The sequence below is a fragment of the Sphingomonas parva (ex Maeng et al. 2020) genome (assembly GCF_004564275.1).
Taxonomy (GTDB): Bacteria; Pseudomonadota; Alphaproteobacteria; order Sphingomonadales; family Sphingomonadaceae; genus Allosphingosinicella; species Allosphingosinicella parva.
Map to the genome: position 1 here is coordinate 1 of NZ_SPDV01000002.1, position 24167 is coordinate 24167.

At 64.7% G+C, this 24167-nt stretch carries 24 protein-coding genes; 10 read left to right on the forward strand and 14 right to left on the reverse strand.

Annotated elements, in window-relative coordinates; all coding sequences use genetic code 11:
• Positions 1-741, reverse strand: a 741-nt coding sequence (locus tag E2493_RS01130) for an asparagine synthetase B family protein (RefSeq protein WP_404828282.1), incomplete at its 3' end; no start/stop codon positions are given.
• A gap of 247 nt (positions 742-988) precedes the next feature.
• On the opposite strand from E2493_RS01130, the gene E2493_RS01135 reads away from it, so the two are divergent.
• Positions 989-2098, forward strand: coding sequence for a DegT/DnrJ/EryC1/StrS family aminotransferase (locus tag E2493_RS01135; protein WP_191992947.1), 1110 nt, complete (start codon positions 989-991; stop codon positions 2096-2098).
• 32 nt (positions 2099-2130) lie between these two features.
• Here the strand turns inward: E2493_RS01135 and E2493_RS01140 are convergent, their stop codons facing one another.
• From E2493_RS01140 to E2493_RS01175, 8 genes are all read right to left on the reverse strand, one after another.
• Positions 2131-2757 carry a NeuD/PglB/VioB family sugar acetyltransferase gene (locus E2493_RS01140; protein WP_135082885.1) on the reverse strand — a complete coding sequence of 209 codons (627 nt, stop codon included), beginning with the start codon at positions 2755-2757 and terminating at the stop codon, positions 2131-2133.
• Positions 2754-3515 carry an SDR family NAD(P)-dependent oxidoreductase gene (locus E2493_RS01145; protein ID WP_135082887.1) on the reverse strand — a complete coding sequence of 254 codons (762 nt, stop codon included), beginning with the start codon at positions 3513-3515 and terminating at the stop codon, positions 2754-2756. The genes E2493_RS01140 and E2493_RS01145 overlap by 4 nt, the downstream gene beginning before the upstream one ends.
• A gap of 16 nt (positions 3516-3531) precedes the next feature.
• Positions 3532-4305, reverse strand: a complete 774-nt coding sequence (locus E2493_RS01150; RefSeq protein WP_135082889.1) for an SDR family NAD(P)-dependent oxidoreductase — start codon at positions 4303-4305, stop codon at positions 3532-3534.
• A 5-nt stretch (positions 4306-4310) separates the two neighbouring features.
• Positions 4311-4532 carry an acyl carrier protein gene (locus E2493_RS01155; protein WP_135082891.1) on the reverse strand — a complete coding sequence of 74 codons (222 nt, stop codon included), beginning with the start codon at positions 4530-4532 and terminating at the stop codon, positions 4311-4313.
• Entirely contained in the window at positions 4525-5574 is a 1050-nt protein-coding gene (locus tag E2493_RS01160; RefSeq protein WP_225421066.1) for a 3-oxoacyl-ACP synthase III family protein, read from the reverse strand. The genes E2493_RS01155 and E2493_RS01160 overlap by 8 nt, the downstream gene beginning before the upstream one ends.
• Before the next feature lie 32 nt (positions 5575-5606).
• The gene (locus tag E2493_RS01165) at positions 5607-5837 is read right to left on the reverse strand and encodes an acyl carrier protein (protein WP_135082895.1); all 231 of its coding nucleotides are present in this window, start codon (positions 5835-5837) and stop codon (positions 5607-5609) included.
• Positions 5838-5942: 105 nt separating this feature from the next.
• Positions 5943-6638 carry a formyltransferase family protein gene (locus E2493_RS01170; protein ID WP_135082897.1) on the reverse strand — a complete coding sequence of 232 codons (696 nt, stop codon included), beginning with the start codon at positions 6636-6638 and terminating at the stop codon, positions 5943-5945.
• A 70-nt stretch (positions 6639-6708) separates the two neighbouring features.
• Positions 6709-8247, reverse strand: coding sequence for an amino acid adenylation domain-containing protein (locus E2493_RS01175; RefSeq protein ID WP_135082899.1), 1539 nt, complete (start codon positions 8245-8247; stop codon positions 6709-6711).
• Positions 8248-8861: 614 nt separating this feature from the next.
• Here E2493_RS01175 and E2493_RS01180 point away from each other — a divergent pair.
• On the forward strand, positions 8862-9779 hold the full coding sequence (locus E2493_RS01180) for a hypothetical protein (RefSeq protein ID WP_135082901.1): 918 nt from the start codon (positions 8862-8864) through the stop codon (positions 9777-9779).
• A 42-nt stretch (positions 9780-9821) separates the two neighbouring features.
• Here E2493_RS01180 and E2493_RS01185 read toward each other — a convergent pair whose 3' ends face one another.
• Together E2493_RS01185 and E2493_RS01190 are read right to left on the reverse strand one after the other, a co-directional pair.
• Positions 9822-10598, reverse strand: coding sequence for a dTDP-4-amino-4,6-dideoxyglucose formyltransferase (locus E2493_RS01185; protein ID WP_135082903.1), 777 nt, complete (start codon positions 10596-10598; stop codon positions 9822-9824).
• Between the two features lie 118 nt (positions 10599-10716).
• Positions 10717-11709, reverse strand: a complete 993-nt coding sequence (locus tag E2493_RS01190) for a glycosyltransferase family 2 protein (RefSeq protein ID WP_167737327.1) — start codon at positions 11707-11709, stop codon at positions 10717-10719.
• 324 nt (positions 11710-12033) lie between these two features.
• On the opposite strand from E2493_RS01190, the gene E2493_RS01195 reads away from it, so the two are divergent.
• The 6 genes from E2493_RS01195 to rfbD all read left to right on the forward strand — a co-directional run bounded on the left by E2493_RS01195 (position 12034) and on the right by rfbD (position 18005).
• Positions 12034-13488: a lipopolysaccharide biosynthesis protein gene (locus tag E2493_RS01195; RefSeq protein WP_225421067.1), complete on the forward strand. Its 1455-nt coding sequence runs from the start codon at positions 12034-12036 to the stop codon at positions 13486-13488.
• A 25-nt stretch (positions 13489-13513) separates the two neighbouring features.
• Entirely contained in the window at positions 13514-14533 is a 1020-nt protein-coding gene (locus E2493_RS01200) for a glycosyltransferase (RefSeq protein WP_135082909.1), read from the forward strand.
• Positions 14534-14619: 86 nt separating this feature from the next.
• On the forward strand, positions 14620-15495 hold the full coding sequence (gene rfbA, locus E2493_RS01205) for a glucose-1-phosphate thymidylyltransferase RfbA (protein WP_135082911.1): 876 nt from the start codon (positions 14620-14622) through the stop codon (positions 15493-15495).
• Positions 15492-16064, forward strand: coding sequence for a dTDP-4-dehydrorhamnose 3,5-epimerase (gene rfbC, locus E2493_RS01210; protein WP_135082913.1), 573 nt, complete (start codon positions 15492-15494; stop codon positions 16062-16064). The genes rfbA and rfbC overlap by 4 nt, the downstream gene beginning before the upstream one ends.
• Positions 16057-17115 carry a dTDP-glucose 4,6-dehydratase gene (gene rfbB / locus E2493_RS01215; RefSeq protein ID WP_135082915.1) on the forward strand — a complete coding sequence of 353 codons (1059 nt, stop codon included), beginning with the start codon at positions 16057-16059 and terminating at the stop codon, positions 17113-17115. Before rfbC ends, rfbB begins: the two co-directional genes overlap by 8 nt.
• 2 nt (positions 17116-17117) lie before the next feature.
• Positions 17118-18005 carry a dTDP-4-dehydrorhamnose reductase gene (rfbD, locus tag E2493_RS01220; RefSeq protein ID WP_135082917.1) on the forward strand — a complete coding sequence of 296 codons (888 nt, stop codon included), beginning with the start codon at positions 17118-17120 and terminating at the stop codon, positions 18003-18005.
• Positions 18006-18032: 27 nt separating this feature from the next.
• On the opposite strand, the gene E2493_RS01225 is transcribed toward rfbD, so the two are convergent.
• Positions 18033-19079: a glycosyltransferase gene (locus E2493_RS01225; RefSeq protein WP_263854050.1), complete on the reverse strand. Its 1047-nt coding sequence runs from the start codon at positions 19077-19079 to the stop codon at positions 18033-18035.
• On the opposite strand from E2493_RS01225, the gene E2493_RS01230 reads away from it, so the two are divergent.
• The gene (locus E2493_RS01230) at positions 19038-20612 is read left to right on the forward strand and encodes a glycosyltransferase family 4 protein (protein WP_225421068.1); all 1575 of its coding nucleotides are present in this window, start codon (positions 19038-19040) and stop codon (positions 20610-20612) included. The genes E2493_RS01225 and E2493_RS01230 overlap by 42 nt on opposite strands.
• Here the strand turns inward: E2493_RS01230 and E2493_RS01235 are convergent.
• Together E2493_RS01235 and E2493_RS01240 are read right to left on the reverse strand one after the other, a co-directional pair.
• On the reverse strand, positions 20582-21613 hold the full coding sequence (locus E2493_RS01235; protein WP_135082923.1) for a glycosyltransferase family 4 protein: 1032 nt from the start codon (positions 21611-21613) through the stop codon (positions 20582-20584). The genes E2493_RS01230 and E2493_RS01235 overlap by 31 nt on opposite strands.
• A 231-nt stretch (positions 21614-21844) precedes the next feature.
• Positions 21845-22981, reverse strand: coding sequence for an EpsG family protein (locus E2493_RS01240; RefSeq protein WP_225421069.1), 1137 nt, complete (start codon positions 22979-22981; stop codon positions 21845-21847).
• 45 nt (positions 22982-23026) lie between these two features.
• Between E2493_RS01240 and E2493_RS01245 the strand changes: the two genes are divergently transcribed.
• Positions 23027-24145: a glycosyltransferase family 4 protein gene (locus E2493_RS01245; RefSeq protein WP_135082927.1), complete on the forward strand. Its 1119-nt coding sequence runs from the start codon at positions 23027-23029 to the stop codon at positions 24143-24145.
• The last annotated feature ends 22 nt before the right edge of the window (positions 24146-24167 follow it).

Sequence of the window (24167 nt, forward strand, 5' to 3'; positions counted from 1 at the left end):
GAGCGCCTCGGCCTCGTCGGTGATCGGGTCCGCGAAACCGCGCCGCATGACATCGCGATAGGACCAGTAGCGCTCCAGGCGGATTCCGCGCGAGGGCTTGCCCTCTGCCGGCGCCTCGGCCAGCGGCGCCGCCGCACCGTCCCGATCGACGGTGAGAATGCAGCCCGGCTCCAGCTTGAAGATGTGCCGGTAGATGGAGAAGGGCGCCGGGACATAGGTTCTGGCGGCGAACAGCCCCAGCGCGCGACGGTCGATCGTGCCTTCGAAGCCGGGATGCTCGCGCACCGACTTGAGCTCCGAAGCGAAGACGAAATCCTTGCCGACCCAGCCGTAATAGAGCGGCTTCTCGCCGAACCGGTCGCGGGCGAGCTGGAGCGTACGCTGCTTGCGGTCCCACAGGCCGAGCGAGAACATGCCGACGCACTTCTTGAGCGTCGCCTCGAGACCCCAGGCGGCGATGCACTCGACCAGCGTCTCGGTGTCCGAATGCCCGCGCCAGGCAATGCCGTTGCCCCCGGCGCTGCCGCCGGACGCCTCCAGCTCGACGCGCAGATCGGCATGGTTGTAGATCTCGCCATTGTAGGTGAGGACGTAGCGCCCGTCGGCCGATTCCATCGGCTGATGGCCGAGAGGCGAGAGATCGATGATCGACAACCGCCGATGTCCGAGCCCGATGCCGGCCTCCGCGTCGGTCCAGACGCCCCGGTCATCCGGCCCGCGATGCGCGATCGGATCGATCATCTTCTGAACATGCGCGGGATCGGCGCGTTCATGAGAGATAAGACCAGCTATGCCGCACATGTCGCTTCTGGTATCCTTGCAGACGTTTCTCGCTTCCTAGCGCAAAATCTTGTCGCGAGAACCCCCGTGAGCGCCCGCCGCGCAGGGTTGCGAAAGCTGGCGAGGACGCTAGGAGGGCGAGGGCGGGTTGAGAAGCGGGCGAGAGCTGGGATCGGCGCGCCTATAGCCGTAGATTTCGGAGCATAGCTTGTCGGACACTATTTACGTCACGCGCCCATATCTGCCGCCCCTCGCCGAATTCCTGCCGCTCCTGGAGCAGATCTGGGACAGTCGTGTCCTCACCAACAAGGGGCCGTTCCACGCGCAGCTCGAAGCTCGGCTCTGCGAGTATTTCGAGGCTGAGCACGTCGCCTTGATGACGAACGGCATGCTGGCGCTGTCGGTCGCGATCGACGCCGCCGCCTTGAGCGGGGAAATCATCACCACGCCTTATTCGTTCGTCGCGACCACGCATTCCGTGAAAATGGGCCAGTTGGAACCCGTCTTCGTCGATGTGCGGCCGGGCGACCTCAACATCGATCCCGATCTGATCGAGGCCGCGATCACGCCGCGCACCTCGGCGATTGTTGCGGTCCACTGCTACGGCAATCCATGTGATGTCGAGGCAATCCAGGCGATTGCCACGCGTCACGGCCTCAAGGTCATCTACGATGCCGCCCATGCGTTCGGTGTTCGCTATCGGGCCCGCAGCCTCCTCTCCTATGGAGACTTCTCGACTCTGAGCTTCCACGCGACGAAGGCGTTCAACACGTTCGAAGGGGGCGCCGTGGTGGTTCGCGATGGCGACGCGAACGTCGCCGTCGATCGTTTCCGCAACTTCGGCATCGCCGACGAGGTGACGATCCCCGCCGTCGGCACGAATGCGAAGATGAGCGAGTTCAACGCCGCGCTGGGCCTTCTCCAGCTCGAGCATTTCGAGCACGTCCGTTCCGAGCGCCGTCGTGTGGACGCGCTTTACCGTGCCGAGCTCGGAGAGCTGGACGGCCTCGATTGCCTCCCGATCCCCGCGGACACGGAACCAAACTTTTCCTATTTTCCGATTCTAGTCGGCCCGGAGTTCGGCGCAAGCCGCGACGCGCTCTACGAAGCGCTGAAGCAGCAGGGCGTCAACTCACGGCGCTATTTCTATCCACTCCTCTCGACGCTCCCTATGTACCGCGGCCTGCCGTCCGCTCAGGAGGAGCGGCTGCCGGTGGCAACGAGAGCGGCTCAGCGCGTCCTCTGTCTGCCGATTTATCCGGAGCTTTCCGAAGGTGACCAGCGCCGGATCATCGAAACGATCAAGGCTGCGCGATAGATCGCCGCCCGCAACCTAGACGGCGGCGCTCCTCAGCCGATTCGGCGCGCGGGATTGCCGAACATCGTCGCGCGCTCGGGAACGTTTCGAAGGGCGACACTGCCCAGTCCGATCGTTGCCCAGCTGCCGATCTTCTTGCCGGGATAGATCGTGCTCCCGGCCCCGAAGAGCACGCCTTCTCCTACCGTGACGTTGCCGTTGACGCTGACCGCCCCGAGCAACGAGGAGTAACTTCCGACGACGGAGTCGTGGCCGACTCCCGACCCGCCGTTGACGAGCACGTGCTCGCCGATCTCGCAATCGGAGGAGATCCGACAGAACGGAAAGATCGACGTGCCGGCGCCGATCCGCGCGCCCAGCCCGACCGCCGCGGATTCATGGATGTAGGTTTCCGCCTGCCAGCCGCGCGCGGCGAGAGCCAGCGCGACGCGCTTCTTTTCCGCGGGATCTGCAAATGCGATGATGAAGCGAGGCGGCGGACCCTGCCACGCCTCGGGACGAATCACCGGAAGGCCGTGACACGTGCCGCCCGCATCGTCCGCTTCCGAGATGAACGCTTCAACCTTGAAACGCTCGCGCGCCGCCGGTCCTGAGCCCGCTATCCAGCCGAGAAGCTCCCTGCCGAGCCCGCCCGCGCCGATGATGACGAAGGGGCTCATGCGGAAATGTTGGCCGATCGGCCGCCGTCCACGACCAGCTGATGGCCCGTAATCCAACGCGCCTGGTCGGACAGCAGCCACGCGACCGCCGCGTTGATGTCGGACGGGAAGCCGACACCGAGGGGATAGTCACGCGTCAGCCGCTCGGCGAGCTCGGCATCGTCGTACATCGCCTGGGTCATCGGCGTGCGGACGCTGCCCGGCAGAACCGAATTCACCCGCACCTCGGGCGCGAGCTCGACCGCCAGCGCCTTCATCAGGCCGTCGAGGCCAGCCTTGCTCGCACAATAAGCGGTGAAACCCTTCGCGCCGAACTGGCTGGCAATGCTCGAGATGAAGACGATCCCGTTCAGCGCCTTGCGATTGACGTTCTTGCGCGTCAGCACGCGCGCGATTTCCAACGCGGCGAGCACGTTGGTGTTCATCACGTCCTGGGCGTGGGTGATGCCGATGCTGCGCAATGGCAGCACCTTCAACATCGCGGCGCAATGGACGAAGCCGGAGACGGAGGCGCCGTGCTCCTGAAGAAAGCCGGACAGCGCACCGCCGAGCGTGCCGATGTCGGCCAGGTCGCGTGCCCAGCAGAGGTGCCGCTCGGGCGCATGGCAAGCCTGCCGCGTCAGCTCAAGACGATCGGCATCGCGGCCGCCCAGGATCAAGGGATATTCGGTCGACAACGCGACGGCCATCTCTCGGCCGATCCCCGACGACGCGCCGGTGATGAGGACGAAGGGCACGGACGCTGCTTGATCGGACATGCTGATCTCCAGAATACTAGCGAGCGAGATAGCCGCCGTCGACCACCATCACGGAGCCGGTGATCCATCGTCCGGTGTCCGCTGCCAGGAAGGCGACGGCATTCGCGATGTCTTCCGGCTTTCCGAAGCCCAGCGGGTGCAGGTCCTCGACCGCCTTCCTCTGCCCTTCGTCCCAGAGCTTTCCCGTCCGCTCCAACAATGGCGTTTGAACGAAGCCGGGGGCGATGCAGTTGACGCGTATGCCGCGTGGCGCCAGTTCCAGGGACAGGGAACGCGCCATGCCGTCCAGCGCGGCCTTGCTCATCGAATAAGCGATTGCTCCGATGGATCCGGCCATGCCCATCACGCTCGAGATGAACACGATCGAACCGTGCTCTCCAGCATACACCTTCCGGCTCGACATCGTCTTCCCGAGCATCAGCGCGGCCTCGGTATTTACCGCGAAGATCTTACGCCATCCTTCAACCTGCAGCGTCCGTACCGGCACGATCGCCTGGATGCCGGCGCAGTGCACGACGCCGTGCAGCGGTCCGTTGGCCGCCACGCAACGGCCGACGAGCGGCTCGATCGCCGGAATGTCCGAGAGGTCAGTCCGGTGCGGCTCGACCTGCCCGCCTCCGCGCAGCTCCGCCTGCACGGCCGAAAGCCCGGCCTCGTCGAGATCCACGATCGACAGGCGGGCTCCGAGGCGGTGCAGGAGAATCGCCGTGCTCCGGCCGATACCAGAGCTGGCGCCGGTCACGAGAAAATGGCGCCCGCTGAGATCGAGCGGATTCAACGGGGTGTTCACCGGGCTTACGCTGCTTTCTTGGCCGTGATCAGCTGGTACAGGTCTTCGACCGTGACCGCGCGCTGAAGCTCCTGCGCGGACATGTTCACGCCGAACTTGTCGTCCGCCATCGCGACGACCGAGAGCGTGGCGAGCGAATCCCAGCTCTCGAAGCTGGTGAGTTCGTCGCGCGGATTGACGGTGTCTTCTTCCAAAATCTCGGCCATCTCGGCCAGGAACTCATCCATTCTGATTATCCTCTTGATATTCGATCATTTCGCAGAAATTCAGCGGCCCAAGCTCCAGCAGCATCGCGCCCCAGGTGAGGCCCGCACCGAAACCGGCCAAGCAAACGCGCAACCTTTCCTCGACCAGCCGGGCCGACAGGTTCGACGTTGTGGCGACGGGGATCGTGACACCGCTCGAATTACCGAAATGTTCAACGACGTTGCTCGGCATCCTGTCGTAGGGCACGCCGAGCTTGTCGGCGAGCTTCTGCAACATGAATCGGTTCGGCTGGTGGAAGAGAAACGAGTCGATATCGGCGACGTCCGTATTCGTCTCGGCGAGCAGCCCGCGGATCAGCTCCGGGACCTCGGTAAGGACGAAGTTGAACACGGCCGAGCCGTCCATCTTCAGATTGTCGAGCGCACGGAAATTCCCTTCCTCGTCCTCGACCATTTCGGCCGTAGTCGCGTCAGAAGGGCGGCGGAGGCCCCCGGCGGGGATCATCAAGGCCTCTCGGCGAGCACCGTCCATCTTCAGCCGCGCCTCGATCGCAGGCGCCCCGGCGTCGCATTCCAGGATAGTGACGGACGCGGCGTCGCCGATGAGCGGATAGCTGTTGCGATCCCGTGGGGAGACCTTGCGGCTCATCACGTCGACGTTGACCAGGACCACCTTCCGGATCGTGGGCTGATCGAGAAGCATGAACGCCTGCATGATGCCAATGATGAACCCGGCGCAGCCCTGGTTCAGATCGATGCAGAAGACGTCGTGATGGAGCCCCAGCCGCCCGTGCACGACCTTGGACGTGCCGGGCATCAGGTGGTCGGGAGTCTGCGTGACGACGACGAGCGCATCGATCTCTTCGCGCTGAAGTTTGCCGCCCGCGAACAGGTGCTCGAGACCGGCAACCGCCAGATCCGACGAGGTCACCGCGCCGGCGACGATCCTGTGGCGATCGTAACCCATCACCTCGGCAAGCTTGATCGAGCGCTTCGGCGAGAAATTGAAGTTCGCCATCTCGTCGACGAACTTGCGCTCATGGGCAGGCACCACCGTCAGCATCCCGGTGATCGCCTTGCCACTGTAGGAGAGTTTCACGGCGTCACCCCGTTTCGCCGCAGCAGCGTCTCGATCGCCGCGATCGAATTGAAGTTGTCGGGAACGATTTCCATCCCGTCGATCGAGATGCCATAGGCCTTGTCGAGCTCGGACACGAGCGTGACGAGATCGAAGGAATCGAGCAGGCCTTCCTCGAAAAAGTCGGCGGCGCCGGTGAAATCTACCTCAGGCCGGACCTGGGCGAGGATCGCGGGTACTTTGCTCATGAATTCCGTTCCTTGTGCAAAATCATGATCCGGTCAAGCAGCCCGTCCGCGGCCGTCAATCACGGCGCCGCGTCGTTCGCGAGACCAGTGGCCATGCCCGTGCGCCTATCCGTCGAGCGGGCTCTCGATCAAGCGGGCGAGCTCGGGAAAGAAGGCCCTGTAGACGCCCAAGTGGCTTGCCCTCGCGAGCCTGACGGGCTCGGCGGATGCGCGGATCTTGGTGACATCCCTGTAGGAATAGGCCGCTCCCGAGAGGTCGACATAGCGCGCCTCGTGCTCGCCGGACGCGATCTTCAGGAGGTTGTTCTCAAAGACCTCACGAAAAGTGCGGAGGGAAAGGCCCATCACCGAGGCGAAGTCTCCGCCTTCGATTTCGAAAGCCGACTGCGCCACGACGGGGCCCGCGTCGACCTTCTGATTCGGCAGCAGTCGGTGGAGGGTCACGCCATAGGACGGCTCTCCGTTGCAGATCGCCGCGAAGATGCAGACCTCCGCGATCCCGCGGTATCTCTGGACGAGGCCGTTGTGGATATTGAAGAACTCGTTGCCAAGCGAGAGGAGCGCGTCGCTCAAGATAAACTTGTTGTTGATGGAGAAGACCTTGTCCTCCTCGAAGTCCTGCAGGACGGATGGCAGGTCCTCGCTGGGGTTGCCCGACTCGAGCAGCGGCACCTCCAGGCGCCGGAGCTTCGGGATCGCCGGGTCCCCCGGCGGGCAGCATACCGCGTTGACGCTCAAGCCGGCCGCGCGCGCGAACGCTACCGATTGCGAGAGCAGGGATCCGCCACCGACGAAGATCATCGTTCAGCCCGGCGCTCCGGCCGTGGCCTCGCAAAACGAGGCGACACCGCTTGCAGCCCCCCGTCTCGTGTCACTGGTCGGCCGCGAGGCTTTGCACCAGACCGTTGCGATCGATCTTCCCGTTGGGGTTCATCGGCAGCTGTTCCATCGAGTGGAAGGCGGTGGGCAGCATGTACTTCGGGAAGATCTCGGAAAGCGCCTGGCGGATCGTCGAAATCGGGACGTCGGCCCCGGATGGCTGGTAGAAGAGGGTGATCGCCTTCCGCGAATGGTCGTAGACGACGCAGGCATTCGCAATGCCGGGAATTCCCAGGACCTGGTGTTCGATCTCGGGGAGCTCGATGCGATAGCCCATGTGCTTGATCTGGAAGTCCTTGCGACCGGCAAGGAAGATCTGGCCGTTGGCGCGGCGAAGGGCCAGGTCGCCAGTGCGGTAGATCAATTCCGGGTAGCGCGTGTTGAGCGGATTCTGCACGAACGCCCGCGCCGTCTTCTCCGGATCGTTCCAATAGCCGTGAGCAAGCGAGCTGCCGCGGACGCAGAGCTCGCCCTGCTCGTCCACTGCGCAAGGCTGATTGGCCTCGTTGAGGATCAGGATATCGCTGTTGCGACAAGGGTAACCGATCGGAAGCGGCTGATCGTCGGGGATTTCGCCTTCAACGATGTAGTAGGTGCAGTCGACATGGATTTCGATCGGGCCGTAAAGGTTGACGAACTGCGCCTGCGGCAGCGCGCGGCGCCACATGTTGAGATGTCGCGTGGGGAATACCTCGCCGGCAAAGAATACCCTGCGAAGGGCGGGCAGCGCGATCTTGTCCAGCAGCCCCATATTCGCGATGTTCACCATGATCGATGGAACCCAGAACAGGAAGTCGATCTGTGCCTCGGCCAAGAACATCATCAACTTCGCCGGGAAGATCGGCAGCTCGTCGGGCACGATCACCAGCGTCGCACCCTTGGCGAGGCAGACGTTCAACTCCAGAGTGTAAATGTCGAAGTAGAACGGCGACAGGCTGCCGATCGTGTAGCTTTCGTCAAAATCGAACGTCTCGAACACCCAGTCCATGAAGTCGATCGTGCCGCGATGGCTCAGCACCACGCCCTTCGGGGTGCCGGTGGAGCCCGAGGTATTGATGATGCAGAGAGGATCGGTGTCGATGATCCGGTCTCGACGTTCGGTCAGCCATTGAAAGTCAGTGGCGCCGGGTTGCTCATGCGATTCCTCGACGAGCACGATCTGATCCTGCGCGATGCCCGCTGCGAGGACGTCTGCCGCGCGGTCGCGGGAGGTGATCACCAGCCGCGGACCGATGTTCAAGAGGATGTTCTTCAGCCGCTGCGGTGGGGACTTCACGTCGAGGTTGGAATAGAGGTTGCCGCTATAGACGACGGCCAGATCTGCGACGACCACGTCCGCCGATTTGGGCAGGTACACTGCGATCGGCTGGTTGAGCACGTCTGCCCGGGAGACGAGCACCGAAGCGAAATGCTTTGCCCGGCGCTCCAGCTCGGAGAAGGTGATCCGCGTCAAGCCGTCGACGATCGCAATCTTATCCGGATGGTGGCGTGCGGCGCCATTCTCAAAGTAGGCAAGCATGTTCGATTGCATCAGTCTCTCCGGCATGCATCAGAAGACCTGGATTTCGGATTAATCAGGCGCGGGTGGTTGGAGATCGGGGCACTGGATCGTCGCGAAGGCCTGATCCGGTCATTGCGGCGTCCTGGCGGGTCGCCAGTCGCCGACCGGCCGTGCCGCAGCGTGCGTCCGAGACCGCTCGGCGTCGGTCACATGGCGTTGGAGCACTCTGTCTCGCACGAATTTGATCCTGTAGGCCGGCGCGCCGGCGTCCCGCCCCGCTCCATTAAGAGTGCGGCGTCTGAAGGTCCAGAGGGATGATGGGGCAGCCGATCGCCTCGCGGAACGGGTTCCGAAGCGGCCGCCCGCGGCTGCTGGACGGATTCGCCTCTTCCCGCTAGGCAGCGCCCTCTGGTTCGTCGCACGCGCGCCGCCGGGGGGCGAAGAGCGTTCCTGGCGCGGGCTGGTTGCTCTTCGGCCGCGGGAGGTCCGATGGGACAGGCTGCGCGGTCGGCTCCAGCCGCTGAGCCCGCGCTGCATCCACTCGAGCTGAGGTGGAGGGGAACGGATCCCGCAGCCGAGGGATCGTGCTTCGCTTCACTCAGCGCAGAAGTGTACGTGGGTCCAGCAGAACGATGAGAGACGATATGCGTAAGCCCGAGTTCATCATCTTCGCGCCGTCCTTCGACGAGAATGTCGGCGGGCGGATCGTCCTCCACACCCTCTGCGCCCGCCTGAACGAGCTCGGCTACCCGGCCGCATTGTGGCCGATGTCGAAACCTCCCACCCGCCGCTGCTGGCAGTGGCCCACGCTGCGACGTCACCTCGGCTACCTGGCTCGCCGAGACGAGAAGCATTTCTCCACCGGTCCGTTCCCGAGAAGGATCGCGCGCTATCGCGACCTGGCGGGCGCAACGGTCGTTTACCCGGAAATGGTCGCCGGCAACCCGCTCGGAAGCGCCAGGGTGGCGCGGTGGTTCCTCCATCGGCCCGGCTTCCACACCGGAGGTCGCGTCGATTACGGCCCAGGCGAGATCTATTTCTTCTACGAGCCCGGCTTCAACGATCCGGCGATCAACCCGCATCCGGACCACCACCTTCAGCTTACCTATCTGAACCCGGCGTACCGACAGACAAACTTCGGGCCCCGTGAGGGAACATGCTATGTCGTCCGGAAGGGGGCGCTTCGGCCGTCGCTGAAGATCGATCGGCACCCTTCGGACGCGGTTTGCGTCGACGAGATGTCGCACGAGGAACGCGCCGCCGTGTTCAACAAGTGCACCGCTCTCTACTCGTACGACATGTACACGTTCTACAGCACCTATGCGGCGCTGTGCGGATGTGTTCCGATCGTCGTGCCTGACGAGGAGGTGACTGCTCAACAATGGGTCCCCGACCCCGAGCGCCGCTACGGTCTCGCCTATGGCGAGGACCAGGTCGGCTGGGCGATCAGGACGCGACCGGACCTGCTCGAACGCATCCGGCGCACGCGTGAGCTCGAGGACGACTACGTTCATGACTTCGTCGCGAAATGTCGCCGGCATTTCGGGTCGGCCGATGCCTGACGCGCTACCTTCGTGGGATCGAGGCGCCGCCTCTGCGGGCCTCTAGCACTCCTTCGGAGCCGCCTTGAGGCCGGGGCGCACCTCGACGTCGAGCGCGACAAAGATGCGGTTGCCGGCATCGTCGTCATAATAGGCGTTCTTGAACGGCGGGTGCGTCAGGGCGCGAAGCAGCGCCAGGTGCTCGCGGAGTGTGCCCCTCTGGTCGAGGTCAAGGGCGCAAAGCTCCCGGAAGTCGGAGATCGAATTGTAATTTCCCTCGATCTCAGGCTCGCTCGACAAATAGGCTCCCTGAACGATGGGCTTGAGGAAGCGGCGGATGAGCTCCTTCTCGAGGTCGATAACCTTGCGGTAAGCCGTGTACGATGTGTCGCCCTGCTCGAGCTTGACACGCTCCCTAGCAATGATCGGCCCAGCGTCGATCTCACGGTTCATCAGGTGGATGGTCGCACCCAGCGGAGCGCCGTTGAGGATGCTGAACACCTGCGGGTACCAGCCCCGATTGTAGGGATTGTAGCCCGGGTGGAAGTTTATGCAGGTGACGGCTTCGACGAGCCGCTCGGGAAAGATGCGCTTGCAGTGGAGGCTGAAGACCAGGTCGGCCGTATCGATCACCTCTTCAACCTGTGCCGGATCGCGCATGTTGATCGGCGTGCCGCCCAGCGAGATCAGGCCGCCGGGCGAGCGGTTCACCGAGGAGTAGCGCAAGCGGAACTCGCAGATGTCGGTGAGCGCTTGCTCCTTATGCTGCTGGAGCGCGAAACTCGCCAGCTCGGCATTGTCGGAGATGATTACGACGGTCTTGCGGGGTTCGCTGGTCAAGGATCCTACCTTCGAGTGGGCCGGCGTGGCCCGTCCTGTTCTGAGCTGGTCGCGACGGGAAGGCCCGCCGCAAGCGTGTGCGAGGAAGCGAGGCTGCGCATCACGAGAAGCGCGCGAGTCACGGGAGGTGCGCTTCGTCCCGGGTGTCCACCCCAGCCGTCACCGTCGCTGGCGAACTCCGGAGGTCGGGCAGGCTGCGGAGAGAGGGGATCGGAAGCACGGGAAAGTCAACCAGCCGCGGCTTCCGGCCGAGCAGGGACGAAGCGACGCCGGCGGGGGTCAGCAGCAGCGAGAGGAGCTTCGGCAGGGACCGCTTCATGTGACGCAGATGGTGGAACGGGTTGCGATGGACGAACATCGAGAACCGGATCAGAGCCAGGGTATGGCGCAGCCATCGCATCGGCTGGCGCAAGTACCACCGATCCGCCAGGTCGAGCAGCCGCGCATAGGAATAGACAACTTTGCGGGAGACCTTCACCGAGTTGGTCTGCGAACTGGGATTGTCGCGATGGTAGAAGCGCAGCGGCCCCGCATCGGCGACGAGAAAGGTCTTGTCCTGCGACATCTCGGTCAGAGGAGCCCCGAACAGGCAGACGTTCTCCATGACCTCGGGCGCGAAGTGTCGCTTCGCATCCTCCGCCTTGAGGGCGAAGCTGCCGTCGTGAATGTCCGCGCGGCAGTTCGACATCCAGCTGAGGCTGAATCTGGTTCCCGGCGCCAGCGGGGCGCCGATCATGCTGTCGGAGGCGGGGTCGACGATCCGGAAGAACAGCCCGGCCAAAGAGGCGTCCTTGCGGATCAGATGCCAGTTCTCGGCGACGCTGCGGAGCGCGTCCGGAAATAGCTCATCGTCATGGTCGATGATGACGACCGCTTCGCCGGTCGCTTTGGCAACGCCAGTGGCGACGGCGAGGCCGCCTCCCGAATTGCCCGGTAGCCGGTAGAGGCGCATGCCCCCCGTTCCGGGCGATGGGAGGGTCTTCAGGTAGTCGACAGTATCGTCGGTGGAGAAATCGTCGACGACAACCCACTCGAAGTCATGCAGGGTCTGTTCACTGAGTGAGCCATGAAGTCTGTCGATGAAGGCGCGAGCATTGTAGGTTGCCGTCACAACCGAGATCGTCGGCAGGCGCTGGGTCGCGCCTGCTGCGCCGGACGCAGGCGATATCAATGGGAACACCGAGGCTGAACGGGCGGCAACATCGCCATTCCTCTAGGAGCTTCATTTGAGCTTGTCAGCAAGGAATGCGCCTTGCGAGAGCCACTTGCCGCCGCATGCGGGAGGTGGACGCTTCGCCCGTTGTCCGATAGGGCGCCGTGAAGATGTCTATCGGGTGCGGGGGGGCGCGACGCGCTCCCGGGGGCGCTCGCGGGAAAGGTTCGGAAAGTGCTGAGACGGAGAGCCGCTGCCGCCGGTGCGTGGAGCGCCGCGGACGTGATCCTGCGCCAAGGCGTGGGCTTCGTCGTCTCGATCGTCCTGGCGCGCATTCTCACCCCGGCCGATTTCGGCCTGATGGCGCTGGTGCTCTTCTTCTCCAGCTTCTCGATCTATCTCGTTCAAGGTGGCATCTCCGCCGCGCTGATCCAGCGGCAGGACACGACGCTCCAGGAGGAGAGTGCGATTTTCTGGTGGAACCTGATCGGCAGCGTCGCCTTCGGCCTGCTGCTCGGGCTGGCCTCTCCCTGGATCGCCGATTTCTACGGCTACCCGCTGCTGCAGCCGCTGCTGTGGGTGGCCGCTCTCCAGATCGCGCTCACCGGTATCGGAGCGGTCCAGACCGCCCTGCTGACCCGCGAATTGCGGTTCGACCGATTGATGATCGCGGGCATTCCCGCGTCCCTCCTCTCCGGCATCGTCGGCGTGGCCGCGGCCGCGCAGGGCGCAGGCGTCTGGGCCCTCGCGCTGCAGAGTTGCCTCATGGCGGCGATCAACAGCGCCCTCATCTGGTTCATCAGCCCATGGCGCCCGATCGCCTTCTTTAGGCCCTCAGCGGTGCGCGGTCTGCTCGGCTTTGGTGCGTGGCTCGGCTTCTCCAATACTCTTGAGCTGGTCTACAGCCAGGGTTTCTCGCTCCTGATCGGCAAGCTCTACGGCGCGCGCGACCTTGGCCTCTACAGCCGCGCCGCGGGCACTCAGAACCTGCCCAGCGGCATCCTGTCGAGCGTTGTGTCCGGTCTCGCGTTCCCGATCTTCTCGGCCAAGGCGGACGATCCCGAGGCCCTCAGGCGGGGATTGAGAATGGCGGCCGGCTTGGCGATGCTCATCAACGTGCCGGCGATGGTCGGCCTCGCGCTCCTATCGAGCCTCGTCATAGAGGTCCTTTTCGGCGAGAAATGGGCGCCGGCGGCACCGATTCTCGCTATCCTTGCGTTCGTGGGAATCCTGTTGCCGATGCACGTCTTGAACCTCAAGCTGCTGCTCGCGCAGGGCCGGGCAGACACCTATTTCCGCATCGAGATCTACAAGAAGGTGATCGGCACCGGCTTCGTGGTCGGTGGCAGCCTGTTCGGCATCTTCGGGCTCGCGTACAGCCAGCTCGCCGTCGCGGTCGCCGCCTATTTCGTGAACACGATGCCGACTGCGCGGAACATCGGCTACGGCGGCTTCGCGCAGCTGCGCGATCTTGCCGGCATCTGGGGGGCAAGCCTTGGAATGGCCCTGGTCGTCCTGCTGCTTCGCCAGCACGTCCCGGGACCGCCGGCGGTCCAGCTCGTCGCCCTCACTGCGGCGGGCGGCGTCTCCTATCTCGCCTTGTGCTTCATCCTTCGGGTACCGAGCCTGTGGGAGGCGAAGAACGCCGCCGGGCACCTGATCGCGGATCGCCGCGCCCGCAGGCGCGGGGCGGCATCGCAGGACTGCGCGAGCGACGTTTCCGAGGCTCAGGGATGATGCAAGAACAAGCGCGTGGGCGCGAGTGATCGAGGTGTTTTCGGTGCCAGATAGACCTTCTATCTCGATAGCCATGGCTTCCTACCAGGGAGCCTCCTTCATCGAGGCTCAGCTGGAGAGCTTTGCGCAGCAGACTCTTCTGCCGGACGAGGTGGTGATCTGCGACGACGGTTCCTCCGACGGCACCGGAGACGTCGTTGCGCGCTTCGCGAAGGATGCGCCGTTCGCGATCCGCTTCCAGCCCAATCCGGAGCGGCTCGGCTACACGCGCAATTTTGAACGCGCCCTCACCCTGTGCAACGGAAGCCTGATCTTCATCAGCGATCAGGACGACGTGTGGCTTCCCGAAAAGCTCGCCACGGTCGTCGCCGCATTCGAGGCTCATCCGAGGGCCCGCGTGGTTGTTAACGACCAGATCATCACCGATCGCGAGATGGTCGACACAGGCATCACGAAGCTGGGCAACCTGCACCGCATGGGCATGACCAGCGACGGCCTCATCGAAGGGTGCTGCACGGCGCTTCGCAAGGAGTGGCGCGACCTGCTCTTCCCTATTCCGGACGGCGCCGGAGACTTGGTCCAACCGACCCTTCTCTCCTACGACCGCTGGATCAACGAGATGGCGATCCTGCTGGACGTACGTGAAATGGTCCCGCGCCCTCTGCAGTTGTTCAGGCGGCACGGCGGGAATGCGACGACGTGGCTGCTCAGCGAGCCGCGGAAGATCGGAACCCTTGATCTCGTCGGAACCCGCGCCAGGACGGTTCCGTCCGGGGCCTGGGCCGAACGCGCCCGGCTGCTGGGCTTCTATACGCATTGGCTTCAGGAGCGGCAGGACCTCCTGGCGGAGCAGGGCATCGGCATCGACCGGGCCATGAAGCGGGTCGAGCACGAACGGGAGAGCCTCGAGCGGCGCATCGCCCTGACCCGATCGCCGCTGCTTCGCCGCGTTCCGCAGATCGCGCGGATGCTCTTAGAAGGCCGCTATCGCTATTTCTACGGGTGGAAGAGCGCCCTGCGCGACGTCGTACGCGCCGAAAGGTAGGGTCGCCGGTTGCTGCCTCTAGCGGCAGCTGTTAACGCGCCGCCAGCGCGTACCGATTCACGCTCGCGCATCGAATAGGGACCTGAATGAAGGGCATCATTCTCGCGGGGGGTAGTGGTACTCGGCTCTACCCGGCGACCATTGCGGTTTCCAAGCAGCTTCTGCCTGTCTTCGACAAGCCGATGATCTATTATCCACTGTCCGTGCTGATGCTGGCGGGCATCAAAGATATACTGATCATCTCGACGCCGCGCGACCTGCCGCTCTTCCAAACGCTGCTCGGCGACGGCGAAGCCTTCGGCATCAATCTGGCCTATGCCGAGCAGCCCAGTCCCAATGGTCTGGCCGAGGCCTTCCTCATCGGGCGCGACTTCATCGGCGGTGACTCCGCCGCTTTGGTGCTCGGTGACAATATCTTCTACGGCAGTGGTCTCGCGCAGATGGCGGCCGATGCCGCGGCCAAGCCCAAGGGCGCGACGATCTTCGCTTACCATGTCGACGATCCCGAGCGTTACGGCGTCGCCGAATTCGATCCGCGGACGGGTCGGGTCCTTTCGATCGAGGAGAAGCCGGCCAACCCGAAATCGAATTGGGCGGTCACCGGCCTCTATTTCTACGATTCCGACGTCGTCGACATCGCCGGCTCGATCGCTCCATCGGCGCGCGGCGAGCTCGAGATAACCGACGTCAACAAGGCCTATCTCGAGCGCGGCGATCTCAGCGTCTGCCGTCTTGGCCGTGGCTACGCCTGGCTCGACACGGGAACGCACGAGAGTCTGCACGAAGCTTCGTCCTTCGTGCGGACGATCGAGCACCGGCAGGGCATCAAGATTGCCTGTCCCGAGGAAATTGGGTTCAACGCCGGCTACGTCAGCGCGGACCGGCTCCTGGCGCGGGCCGCGGAGCTCGGCAAGACCGGCTATGCCGCCTACCTGAGGATGCTGGCGGAGGGCGCGCGATGATCATGCGGCCGCTCGAGCTGCCCGACGTCGTCGAGATCCTGCCGGTGCGAAGGTCCGACGAGCGCGGCTTCTTTTCGGAGGTCTGGAGGGCCGACGCCTTGGAGAGCGAGGGTATCTCGATCGACTGGGTGCAGGACAATCACAGCTTCTCGGCGACTGCCGGGGTGATCAGGGGTCTGCACTTCCAGACACCTCCGTGTGCGCAGGACAAGCTCGTCCGCGTCACTCGCGGCTCGATCTTCGATGTGGCGGTCGATATCCGGCAGGGGTCGCCGACGTTCGGCCGCTGGGTGGGTTTGGTGATCTCGGCCGAAAAGTGGAACCAGATCCTGGTGCCGAAGGGCTTCGCCCACGGCTTCATGACGCTCGAGCCTAATTGCGAGGTCCTCTACAAGGTGTCGGCACCCTATGCTCCGGCGCACGACCGGGCGATCCGTTACGACGATCCGGCGATCGGCGTCGAGTGGCCGGACGTGGAGGCCGATGTGCTGCTGTCGCAGAAGGACGCCAGCGCTCCGCGGCTGGCTTACGTAGAAACGGGATTCGTCTATGAGCGTGAGCATGATTGATACCATACTCGTCACCGGCGGCGCCGGCTTCATCGGCTCCGCGGTCTGTCGCCATCTGGTCAAGACCGGCGCCTATCGAGTCATCAATCTCGATCGACTGACCTACGCCGGCAACCTGGACTCGCTGCGCGAGATCGAAAGTGACCCGAACTATCGCTTCGTGCAGGGCGACATCGGCGATCGGGACCTCGTCCTCGGCCTGCTGGAGGCGGAGAAGGTAACCGGCATCATGCATCTCGCGGCGGAGAGCCATGTGGATCGCTCCATCGATGGACCTGCCGCGTTCATCGAGACGAACGTGGTGGGAACGTTCCAGCTGCTCGACGCGGCCCTCAAATATTGGAGCGGTTTGGGCGACGAGCGCCGCAAGCGCTTCCGCTTCCACCACATCTCGACCGACGAGGTGTTCGGTGATCTTCCCTTCGACGGGGGGCTTTTCACCGAGGAGACGCCTTATGCCCCGTCCTCTCCTTATTCGGCTTCGAAGGCCGCTTCGGACCATCTGGTTCGCGCCTGGCACCATACTTACGGCCTGCCAGTTGTGCTCTCCAACTGCTCGAACAATTACGGCCCGTATCACTTTCCCGAGAAGCTCATCCCTCTCGTCATCCTGAACGGGCTCGAGGGCAAGAGCCTCCCCGTCTACGGCGCGGGTGCAAACGTGCGGGACTGGCTCTTCGTCGAAGACCATGCGCGCGCCCTCGAGCTCGTTCTCACCCGCGGCGAGGTCGGCGAGAGCTACAACATCGGCGGGCGCGAGGAGCGGACCAATCTCTCCGTGGTGGAAACCATATGTGATCTGCTCGACGCACGCGCCCCGCTTCCCTCCGGCCCGAGGCGGGAACTGATCCGCTTCGTCACGGACAGGCCTGGTCACGACCGGCGCTATGCGATCGACGCCAGCAAGATCGAGCGGGAGCTTGGCTGGCGTCCGGCCGAGACGTTCGACAGCGGTCTCGCCAAGACGGTTGACTGGTATCTCGCGAATGAATGGTGGTGGCGGCCGATCCGCGAGCAGCGCTACGCCGGCGAGCGCCTCGGCGCGGCCTGAGCGTGAAGATCCTCGTTACCGGGCGTGCCGGGCAGCTCGCGCTCAGCCTGGCCGAGCGTGCGTCGTACTTCCCAGGCATCGAGCTGGTATTCGTGGGACGCCCCGAGCTGGACCTCGAAGATCCGACCAGCCTCGAGCGCGCCATTGCCGGCGCGCGGCCTGACGTCGTCCTCAACGCCGCGGCTTATACGGCGGTCGATCAAGCCGAGAGCGATATCGACACGGCGCGCAAGGTGAACGCAGAGGCGGCCGGCTATCTCGGCCGCGCAGCGCGCGCCGCCGGAGCGCGCATGATCCAGATTTCAACGGACTATGTCTTCGACGGGGAAGCCGCCGAGCCGTACAGCGAGGATGCGGCGATCGCTCCGATCAATATCTACGGCCGCACCAAGGCCGAGGGCGAGGCGGCGGTGCGCGAGGCTCTCGAGGAGCACATCATCGTGCGGACATCGTGGGTGTTCAGCCCGTTCGGCAAGAACTTCGTGCGCACGATGCTCTCCGTCGCGCAAACACGCGAAACCCTGACGGTCGTCGATGATCAGATCGGCTGTCCCTCCTCGGCGCTCGACTTGGCGGATGGGATTCTCTCGATGATCGCGCGTTGGCAGCGCGATCCCCGCCACGGCCTCGGCCGAACCTACCACCTGGTCGGCGGCGGCTCGTGCAGCTGGGCCGATTTCGCGCGGCAGATCTTCGCGACGAGCGCCGCTCATGGTGGCCCGACGGCGCAGGTCACGGGCGTGAGGAGCGCGCAATGGCCGACGCCGGCACGGCGCCCGCGCAATTCGCGGCTCGACACCAGCCGCTTCATCGAGACCTTCGGGTATCGGCCACCGCACTGGCGCGACGCGACGGCGCAGGTCGTCGCGAGGCTGCTCGCACAGAACTGACCCTTCGCATAGGTGCGCCGGCGCTCGTCAGGCCGGCACGGCGTCCAGCATCAGCCGCAGGTAGCGCTCGCACGTCTGGCGGCCGGACAACGCCTCCGCCTGCGCCTGCAAGGCGGCGCGGTCGATGGGCTCGGCCAGCCTCGCCCGCATCGCGTCGGCCAGCGCCGCCTCATCGCCGACTGGCACCAGGGTACCGAAGCGACCTCCATCCAGGATCTCGCGAGGGCCGCTCCTGCAGTCGGTGCTCACGATCCGAAGGCCCGATCGCAGCGCTTCCACCAGCACCAGCGGATAGCCCTCGAAGTCCGACGACATGACGAACAGATCCGCCGAGGCGTAGAACGGCCACGGGTCGGAGGTGAAGCCTGGAAGGACCACCTGTTCGCGAACGTCTTCCGCCTCGATCGTCTGCTCGAGCTGCTCGCGCAGCGGTCCCTCGCCGACGATCATCAGCCTCGCCCGGGGTCCTCGAAAGGCGCGTGCAAAGGCGCGCACGAGCAGGGGGTGGTTCTTCTCGCCCTTGAGCGAGCCGACGGTGATGATCCGGGTCTCCGCATCGCCCCAGAGACGATCGATGTCGGGGCGGGGCTGCAGGTTGGCGGGAGGACCCGCCACCGGATTGTAGATCACCTCGATCGCGCTCCGGTCGAGTCCGCTGAGCCGGGCGAGATCGTCGGCCGCCTCGTTCGCCACCATCACGCGCGCCTCGGCGCGCGGATAGAGCAGCCGCACGCTCCATTTCAGGAAAGCGTGGATCAGCGGCCTTGAGCGCGGATATTGCTTGGACAGGATCGTGTGGTCGCTGGTCACGATCCGGGTGCTGCTGCCGGCGAGAGCGCGCGCGACGATCGCGGCGATGGTGAGCGGCCACATTGACACCTGCACCGCCTGCGGCTGACGCTCCTTCAGATAGCGAGCGAAGGCGGGAATGGCGCTCCGGATGCGGGAGGTGCCGAGATCCACAAGGTGGATCCCCGCCGGCAGCGCTGCCAGCAACGCGCCTTCGGCGCGCATCAGAACGAGATCCACCTCGTGCCCTGCCGCGACGAAATACTCGGCGAGGGTAAGGGCCACGCGCTCTGCTCCGCCACCGCCCATGTCCGGCAGCAGCAGCGCCACCCGCCGCGATCGGGCAGTCTCCCGGAAGGCTTCGGAGGTTCCGCTGCGAACGGTGAAACGATCGTCATTCATGCGTCGAGCTCGTCCTCGCAAACAGGGAAGTTCGTACCGGCGGGCGGCTGTCTAGCGGGCGACCGGGGATTTTACCAATCCATGGCGGACTGCTTGCACCGATCGGGGGGGCGGTGCATGAGCCGCCGGAGTCCGCGTGTGGGGAGACTTAAGATTTCAGTGCCTTCCGAGCATGAGCCCGGCCTTTCGGTTCTCTACATCACCTACGATGGGCTCACCGATCCCCTCGGTCGTTCGCAAGTCCTGCCCTATCTCGCAGGCCTGACGAAGCTCGGCCACCGCATTCACGTTCTCAGCTGCGAAAAGCAGGCACGCGAGGCCTCGGACGGTGCCCGGATCCGCGCGCTATGCGAGGCGGCTGGCATCGGCTGGCACCCGATCCGCTACCACAAGAGCCCGCCGATCCTCTCGTCGGTCTACGACATGGCCATGCTGAGGCGCGCGGCCGAGCGTCTTCACCGTCGCCATCGCTTCGACGTCGTTCATTGCCGCAGCTACATCCCGGCGATGGCAGGGCTCCATCTGAAGCACCGCCAGGGTGTCAGGTTCCTGTTCGACATGCGGGGGTTCTGGCCCGACGAACGCGTCGAGGGGCACAGCTGGCCGCAGATCAACCCGGTATTCCGCGCCGTCTACGGCTACTTCAAGTCGGTCGAGAGGCGGCTGCTGCGCGGCGCCGATCACATCATCAGTCTCACCCACGCCGGCAAGCGGCAGCTTCTCACCCGGGCCGAGCTGCAGATCCCGGCGCCGCAGGACGCCATCACCGTCATCCCCTGCTGCGTCGATTTCGATCATTTCCCGCTCACCACCCGCGACGGGCGTCAGGCGGCCCGTCGCATGCTGGGGCTTCCCCAGGAGGCACGCGTGGTTGCCTATCTCGGCTCGCTCGGGTCCTGGTACATGCTGGACGAGATGCTCGACTTCTTCCGGGTGTGTCTGGAGCGCGACGCGAACGCGCGGTTCCTGTTTGTCACGCACGATGCGCCGGAACCGATCCTGCAGGCGGCTCGCACGCGCGGGATCGGGACCGATCGGCTGCTCATCCGTCCGGCTTCGCGCGAGGAGGTGCCGCAGTTCATGTGCGCGGCCGACTTCGGCCTGTTCTTCATCAAGCCCGTCTTCTCGAAACTGGCGAGCTCCCCGACCAAGATGGGCGAGATGCTCGCGCTCGGGCTGCCGGTCGTCACAAATTCCGGTGTCGGGGATGTCGCCGAGATCGTCGAGGAGACCGGCTCCGGCGTCGCTATCGACCGGTTCGACGACGAAGCCTATCGGGAGGCGCTGGAGCGCATCGACGGCCTGTCCATGACACCGGAAATGCACCGGGAGCGCGCATTGCCGTGGTTCGACGTCGAGCTCGGCATCGCGCGTTACGACCGCGTCTATCGGGACCTTGCCGCTTCAGCGGGTTGAGCGAGCGATTGAAGCAGCCCGACGAGCCGAGGGGCGTGCACCTGCAGGGAATAATCCGCTTCGATACGAGCCCGGGCGGCTCGGCCGAACTGGCGGCGCAGCGCTGCGTCGACGATCAGCCGCTTCAGCGCTGAGCGCCACGCATCAGGGTCCGTGACCAGGAAGCCGTCTGTTCCGTCGGTGACGATCGTGCTGTTCACGCCGACGGGGGAGGCGACGACGGGGAGGCCGCAGGCCATGTACTGGATCAGCTTGTAGCCGCTCTTGCCGCGCGCCCATTCCTCGTCGGGAAGAGGCATGATGCCGATGTCCATGGCCTGGACGTCGGCGACTTCAGTCGCCTCGCTCCAGGTGACGAAGTCGAGGCCCGGAAACGCATCGGCTTTGGCCTGGGTGCCGGCGCCGACCACCCGGAACCGAACCGGAAGCTCCGCGCGCAGCGATTGCAGGACGGACAGCAGCGGTCGCATGTAAGACCAGGTGGATGGCGAGCCGATCCAGCCGACGACCACTTCGTCACCGCCGCGGCCGTTGCTCCCCGGCCGGTAGAGCTGGGTGTCCACCACCGTGGGGAGGAGCATCGTGCGGCGGCAGAAGCGCTTCGCATAGCGCTCCAGATATTCATTCCCGCAACAGGCCGCCGCGGCGCCGGCGAGCAATGGCTGAAGCTTGCCGGCCAGCAGGGCACGAACCAGAGGTCGGGGGCTGGAATCGTAATTGTGGAAGAAGGCATCGTCGAAATCGACGACCACCGGCTTACCGCTTCGAAACGCGAGGCGCTCGAAAGACGCAGGCAGATAGGGAAAGGCCTCGGCGTAGATCCAGATGAGGTCTGCGTCTGGGGCGCGGGCGAGCAAAGCCATCCGTTCGAAGTAGGCGCGCGCGATGGCGCTTCGCGAGTAGCCCCTGCCGGTGGCAAGGTTTGCAACGTAATCCTGGCCTAGGAGGGCCTGGTAGCGCACCTCGAATCCCGATTGTTCGAGATACGGAAGATATTGCAACAATCGCTGCCGCGTGCTCGCCGCCAGGGATCCGTAACGTGTCAGCGCCAAGACTTTCACCGGCGTTGGTCCGACCGGATCCGCGTTCGGAGTATCTTCGCATTCGCGGGGCGCGAGAGCGGCATCGTTCAAGGGAGGTCCTTCGAGTGAGCACCGCAGCCTGGTGGCGTGGGTGATACGGGCAGCGCTTGGCGAGGGCAAGCCAGGCACAACCCGGCCTGCGCGAGCCCGTCAGACGGCGCCGCCGATCGGATAAACCTGGTAAGGCAGCCAATATTCCGAATGCGCGGCGAAGTTCAGCCAAACGTATTGGATCAGCGCGGAATAGCCTATGATCCCGACCGCGACCTGGCTGTTCCGGCGGCCGTTTCCGCCGAGCACGTCCGGCAGGCGCGAGAGAACAAACATCTGCAGCGGGATGAGGTAGAGGGAGAGTCGGTCCACGGCGGTGGTGGCATCCGTGAACATGAGGATGACGAGAGCGCCGATCGATGCGATCGAGAAGTTGCGCCAGAGCTTCCGCTGCTGATCGTCCAACCCGAAGCGGCGCTGGAGCAGCAGATAGACGAGCGCCGGCGGCAGGTTCATGCCGACACGGATGGCCGCTCCCTGGGAGGAGAGCTCCGCCTCAACGTAGTTTTGCATCAGGGCGTCCACCGACGCCGAGACGAACAGATAATAAACAAGGGCAGCCGTGGCGGCGAGCATCGGCACGATGACGATCCTCTGTCGCGTTGCGGCGAGGCCGACGATCGGCAGAACGACGATGGCGGATTTGTGGAATGTCGCCGCCGCGATGATGTAGAAAGAGAAACGGAGCAGCGAGGCCCGATCGACCACGGACAGGCCGGCGAGAATGAAACCGATAGCCACCGCCTGCCGCGTGTAGCCCATTCCGACTACGATGATCAGGTAGGGAACCGCGATCAGGATCGAAAGCCAGGGATTGCTCTGGCGGCGGGCGAACCTCACCAAGCCCCAGACGAACAATGCGGCGCAGGTAAGGTTTACGAACCATATGTCGAAGCCGAGCCAGTGGCTGACCCAGTTGAGCACACTGAAAGCCGGATCGGAGTCGATCAGCGCTTCGGAGAACCTCTTGTAGCTGACGTTGAGGTAGATATCCTCGTAGTTGAACCAGTCGCCCCCCACCTCATAACGCAGCCCGACCATCAGCGCGGTGAAGAGGCCGGCGACTATGAGGAGCGGCGTCGGGCCTCCCGCCGCGGTAAGGGAGCGACGGCGGTACTCGATTGAACCGGCAGCGAAGATCGAGAACAGAAGCCAGTAGGGAAGCAAGGTCGCTCCGCGCGCATGAACTGGGAAGATGATCCCGGGCGTATAGGACGACCGACTCGCCGCGTCCACAGCCCCTGCATTGCGTCTGCTGCTCCAAGCTGTTCAAAGGCGCCCATGACTCAGAAGACCGTGCTGATCTCGATCAACGCCGCGTGGAACATCGTGAACTTCCGCGGCGCCCTCATCCGCGGGCTGCTCGACGATGGCTACCGCCTCCTGGCCCTGGCGCCTCCCGATGCTTATGCCCACCGCCTGGCCGAGATGGGGGTCGAATATCATCCCATCGCGATGGACAAGAAGGGCATCTCGCCGACACGCGATCTCGCGCTGCTCGCGAGGTATCGAGCGGAGCTGAAGCGGCTGCGGCCGGACGTGTTTCTCGGCTTCACCGCCAAGCCGAACGTCTACGGATCGCTTGCCGCGCAGTCGCTCGGCATCCGCGTCATCAACAACGTCTCCGGTCTCGGCACCGCGTTCATTCGCAAGACATGGCTGACCAGCGTCGTGTCCGCCCTCTACCGCCTTGCCTTTCGGCGCTCGTCGACGGTTTTCTTCCAGAACGAGGAGGACCTCAGCCTCTTCCTTGAGGAGAGGATCGTCTCCCCGGGCAAGGCGATGCTGCTGCCCGGTTCGGGAGTCGATCTCGCGCGATTTTCCCCTCAGGTCCCTGCCGCTCGCGGCCGCCCTTCGTTCCTGCTCGTCGCTCGGCTGCTCAGGGACAAGGGCGTTGTCGAATTCGTCGAAGCCGCCCGCACCCTGCGCGGAGAATTGCCCGATTGGCGCTTCCAGCTGCTCGGCTTCCTCGACGCCGAGAACCGCACCGCCGTCTCCCGCGCCGAGGTGACCGCCTGGCAGGAGGAGGGAGTGATCGATTATCTGGAGCATGCGGACGACGTGCGGCCGTTTCTGGCGGCGGCGGAGAGCGTCGTGCTTCCCTCCTACCGCGAAGGCATGCCGCGCAGCCTGCTCGAGGCCGCTGCCATGGGAAAGCCGCTCATCGCGACCGACGTCCCCGGGTGCCGGCACGTGGTCGATGACGGCGTGAACGGCTTTCTCTGCGCGCCTGAAGACGCGGCCTCCCTGGCCGCCGCCATGAGGAAGATGGCCGGCCTGTCCGCCGCGGAGCGCGCCCGCCTGGGCAAGGCCGCTCGCGCGAAGGCCGAGGTAGAGTTCGATGAGCGTAAGGTCGTCCAACTGTACCGCGCCGCCATCTCCGCGGCGGTGAACAGTTGAAGGGCGAATTGGCGCGTCGCGT

What these genes read in the sequence shown, in the direction of transcription:
- E2493_RS01140 (WP_135082885.1), bottom strand. Translation starts at nt 2,757, where the DNA reads ATGAGCCCCTTCGTCATCATCGGCGCGGGCGGGCTCGGCAGGGAGCTT.
- E2493_RS01145 (WP_135082887.1), bottom strand. Translation starts at nt 3,515, where the DNA reads ATGTCCGATCAAGCAGCGTCCGTGCCCTTCGTCCTCATCACCGGCGCG.
- E2493_RS01155 (WP_135082891.1), bottom strand. Translation starts at nt 4,532, where the DNA reads ATGGATGAGTTCCTGGCCGAGATGGCCGAGATTTTGGAAGAAGACACC.
- E2493_RS01160 (WP_225421066.1), bottom strand. Translation starts at nt 5,574, where the DNA reads ATGCTGACGGTGGTGCCTGCCCATGAGCGCAAGTTCGTCGACGAGATG.
- E2493_RS01165 (WP_135082895.1), bottom strand. Translation starts at nt 5,837, where the DNA reads ATGAGCAAAGTACCCGCGATCCTCGCCCAGGTCCGGCCTGAGGTAGAT.
- E2493_RS01170 (WP_135082897.1), bottom strand. Translation starts at nt 6,638, where the DNA reads ATGATCTTCGTCGGTGGCGGATCCCTGCTCTCGCAATCGGTAGCGTTC.
- E2493_RS01175 (WP_135082899.1), bottom strand. Translation starts at nt 8,247, where the DNA reads ATGCAATCGAACATGCTTGCCTACTTTGAGAATGGCGCCGCACGCCAC.
- E2493_RS01180 (WP_135082901.1), top strand. Translation starts at nt 8,862, where the DNA reads ATGCGTAAGCCCGAGTTCATCATCTTCGCGCCGTCCTTCGACGAGAAT.
- rfbA (WP_135082911.1), top strand. Translation starts at nt 14,620, where the DNA reads ATGAAGGGCATCATTCTCGCGGGGGGTAGTGGTACTCGGCTCTACCCG.
- rfbC (WP_135082913.1), top strand. Translation starts at nt 15,492, where the DNA reads ATGATCATGCGGCCGCTCGAGCTGCCCGACGTCGTCGAGATCCTGCCG.
- rfbB (WP_135082915.1), top strand. Translation starts at nt 16,057, where the DNA reads ATGATTGATACCATACTCGTCACCGGCGGCGCCGGCTTCATCGGCTCC.
- E2493_RS01245 (WP_135082927.1), top strand. Translation starts at nt 23,027, where the DNA reads ATGACTCAGAAGACCGTGCTGATCTCGATCAACGCCGCGTGGAACATC.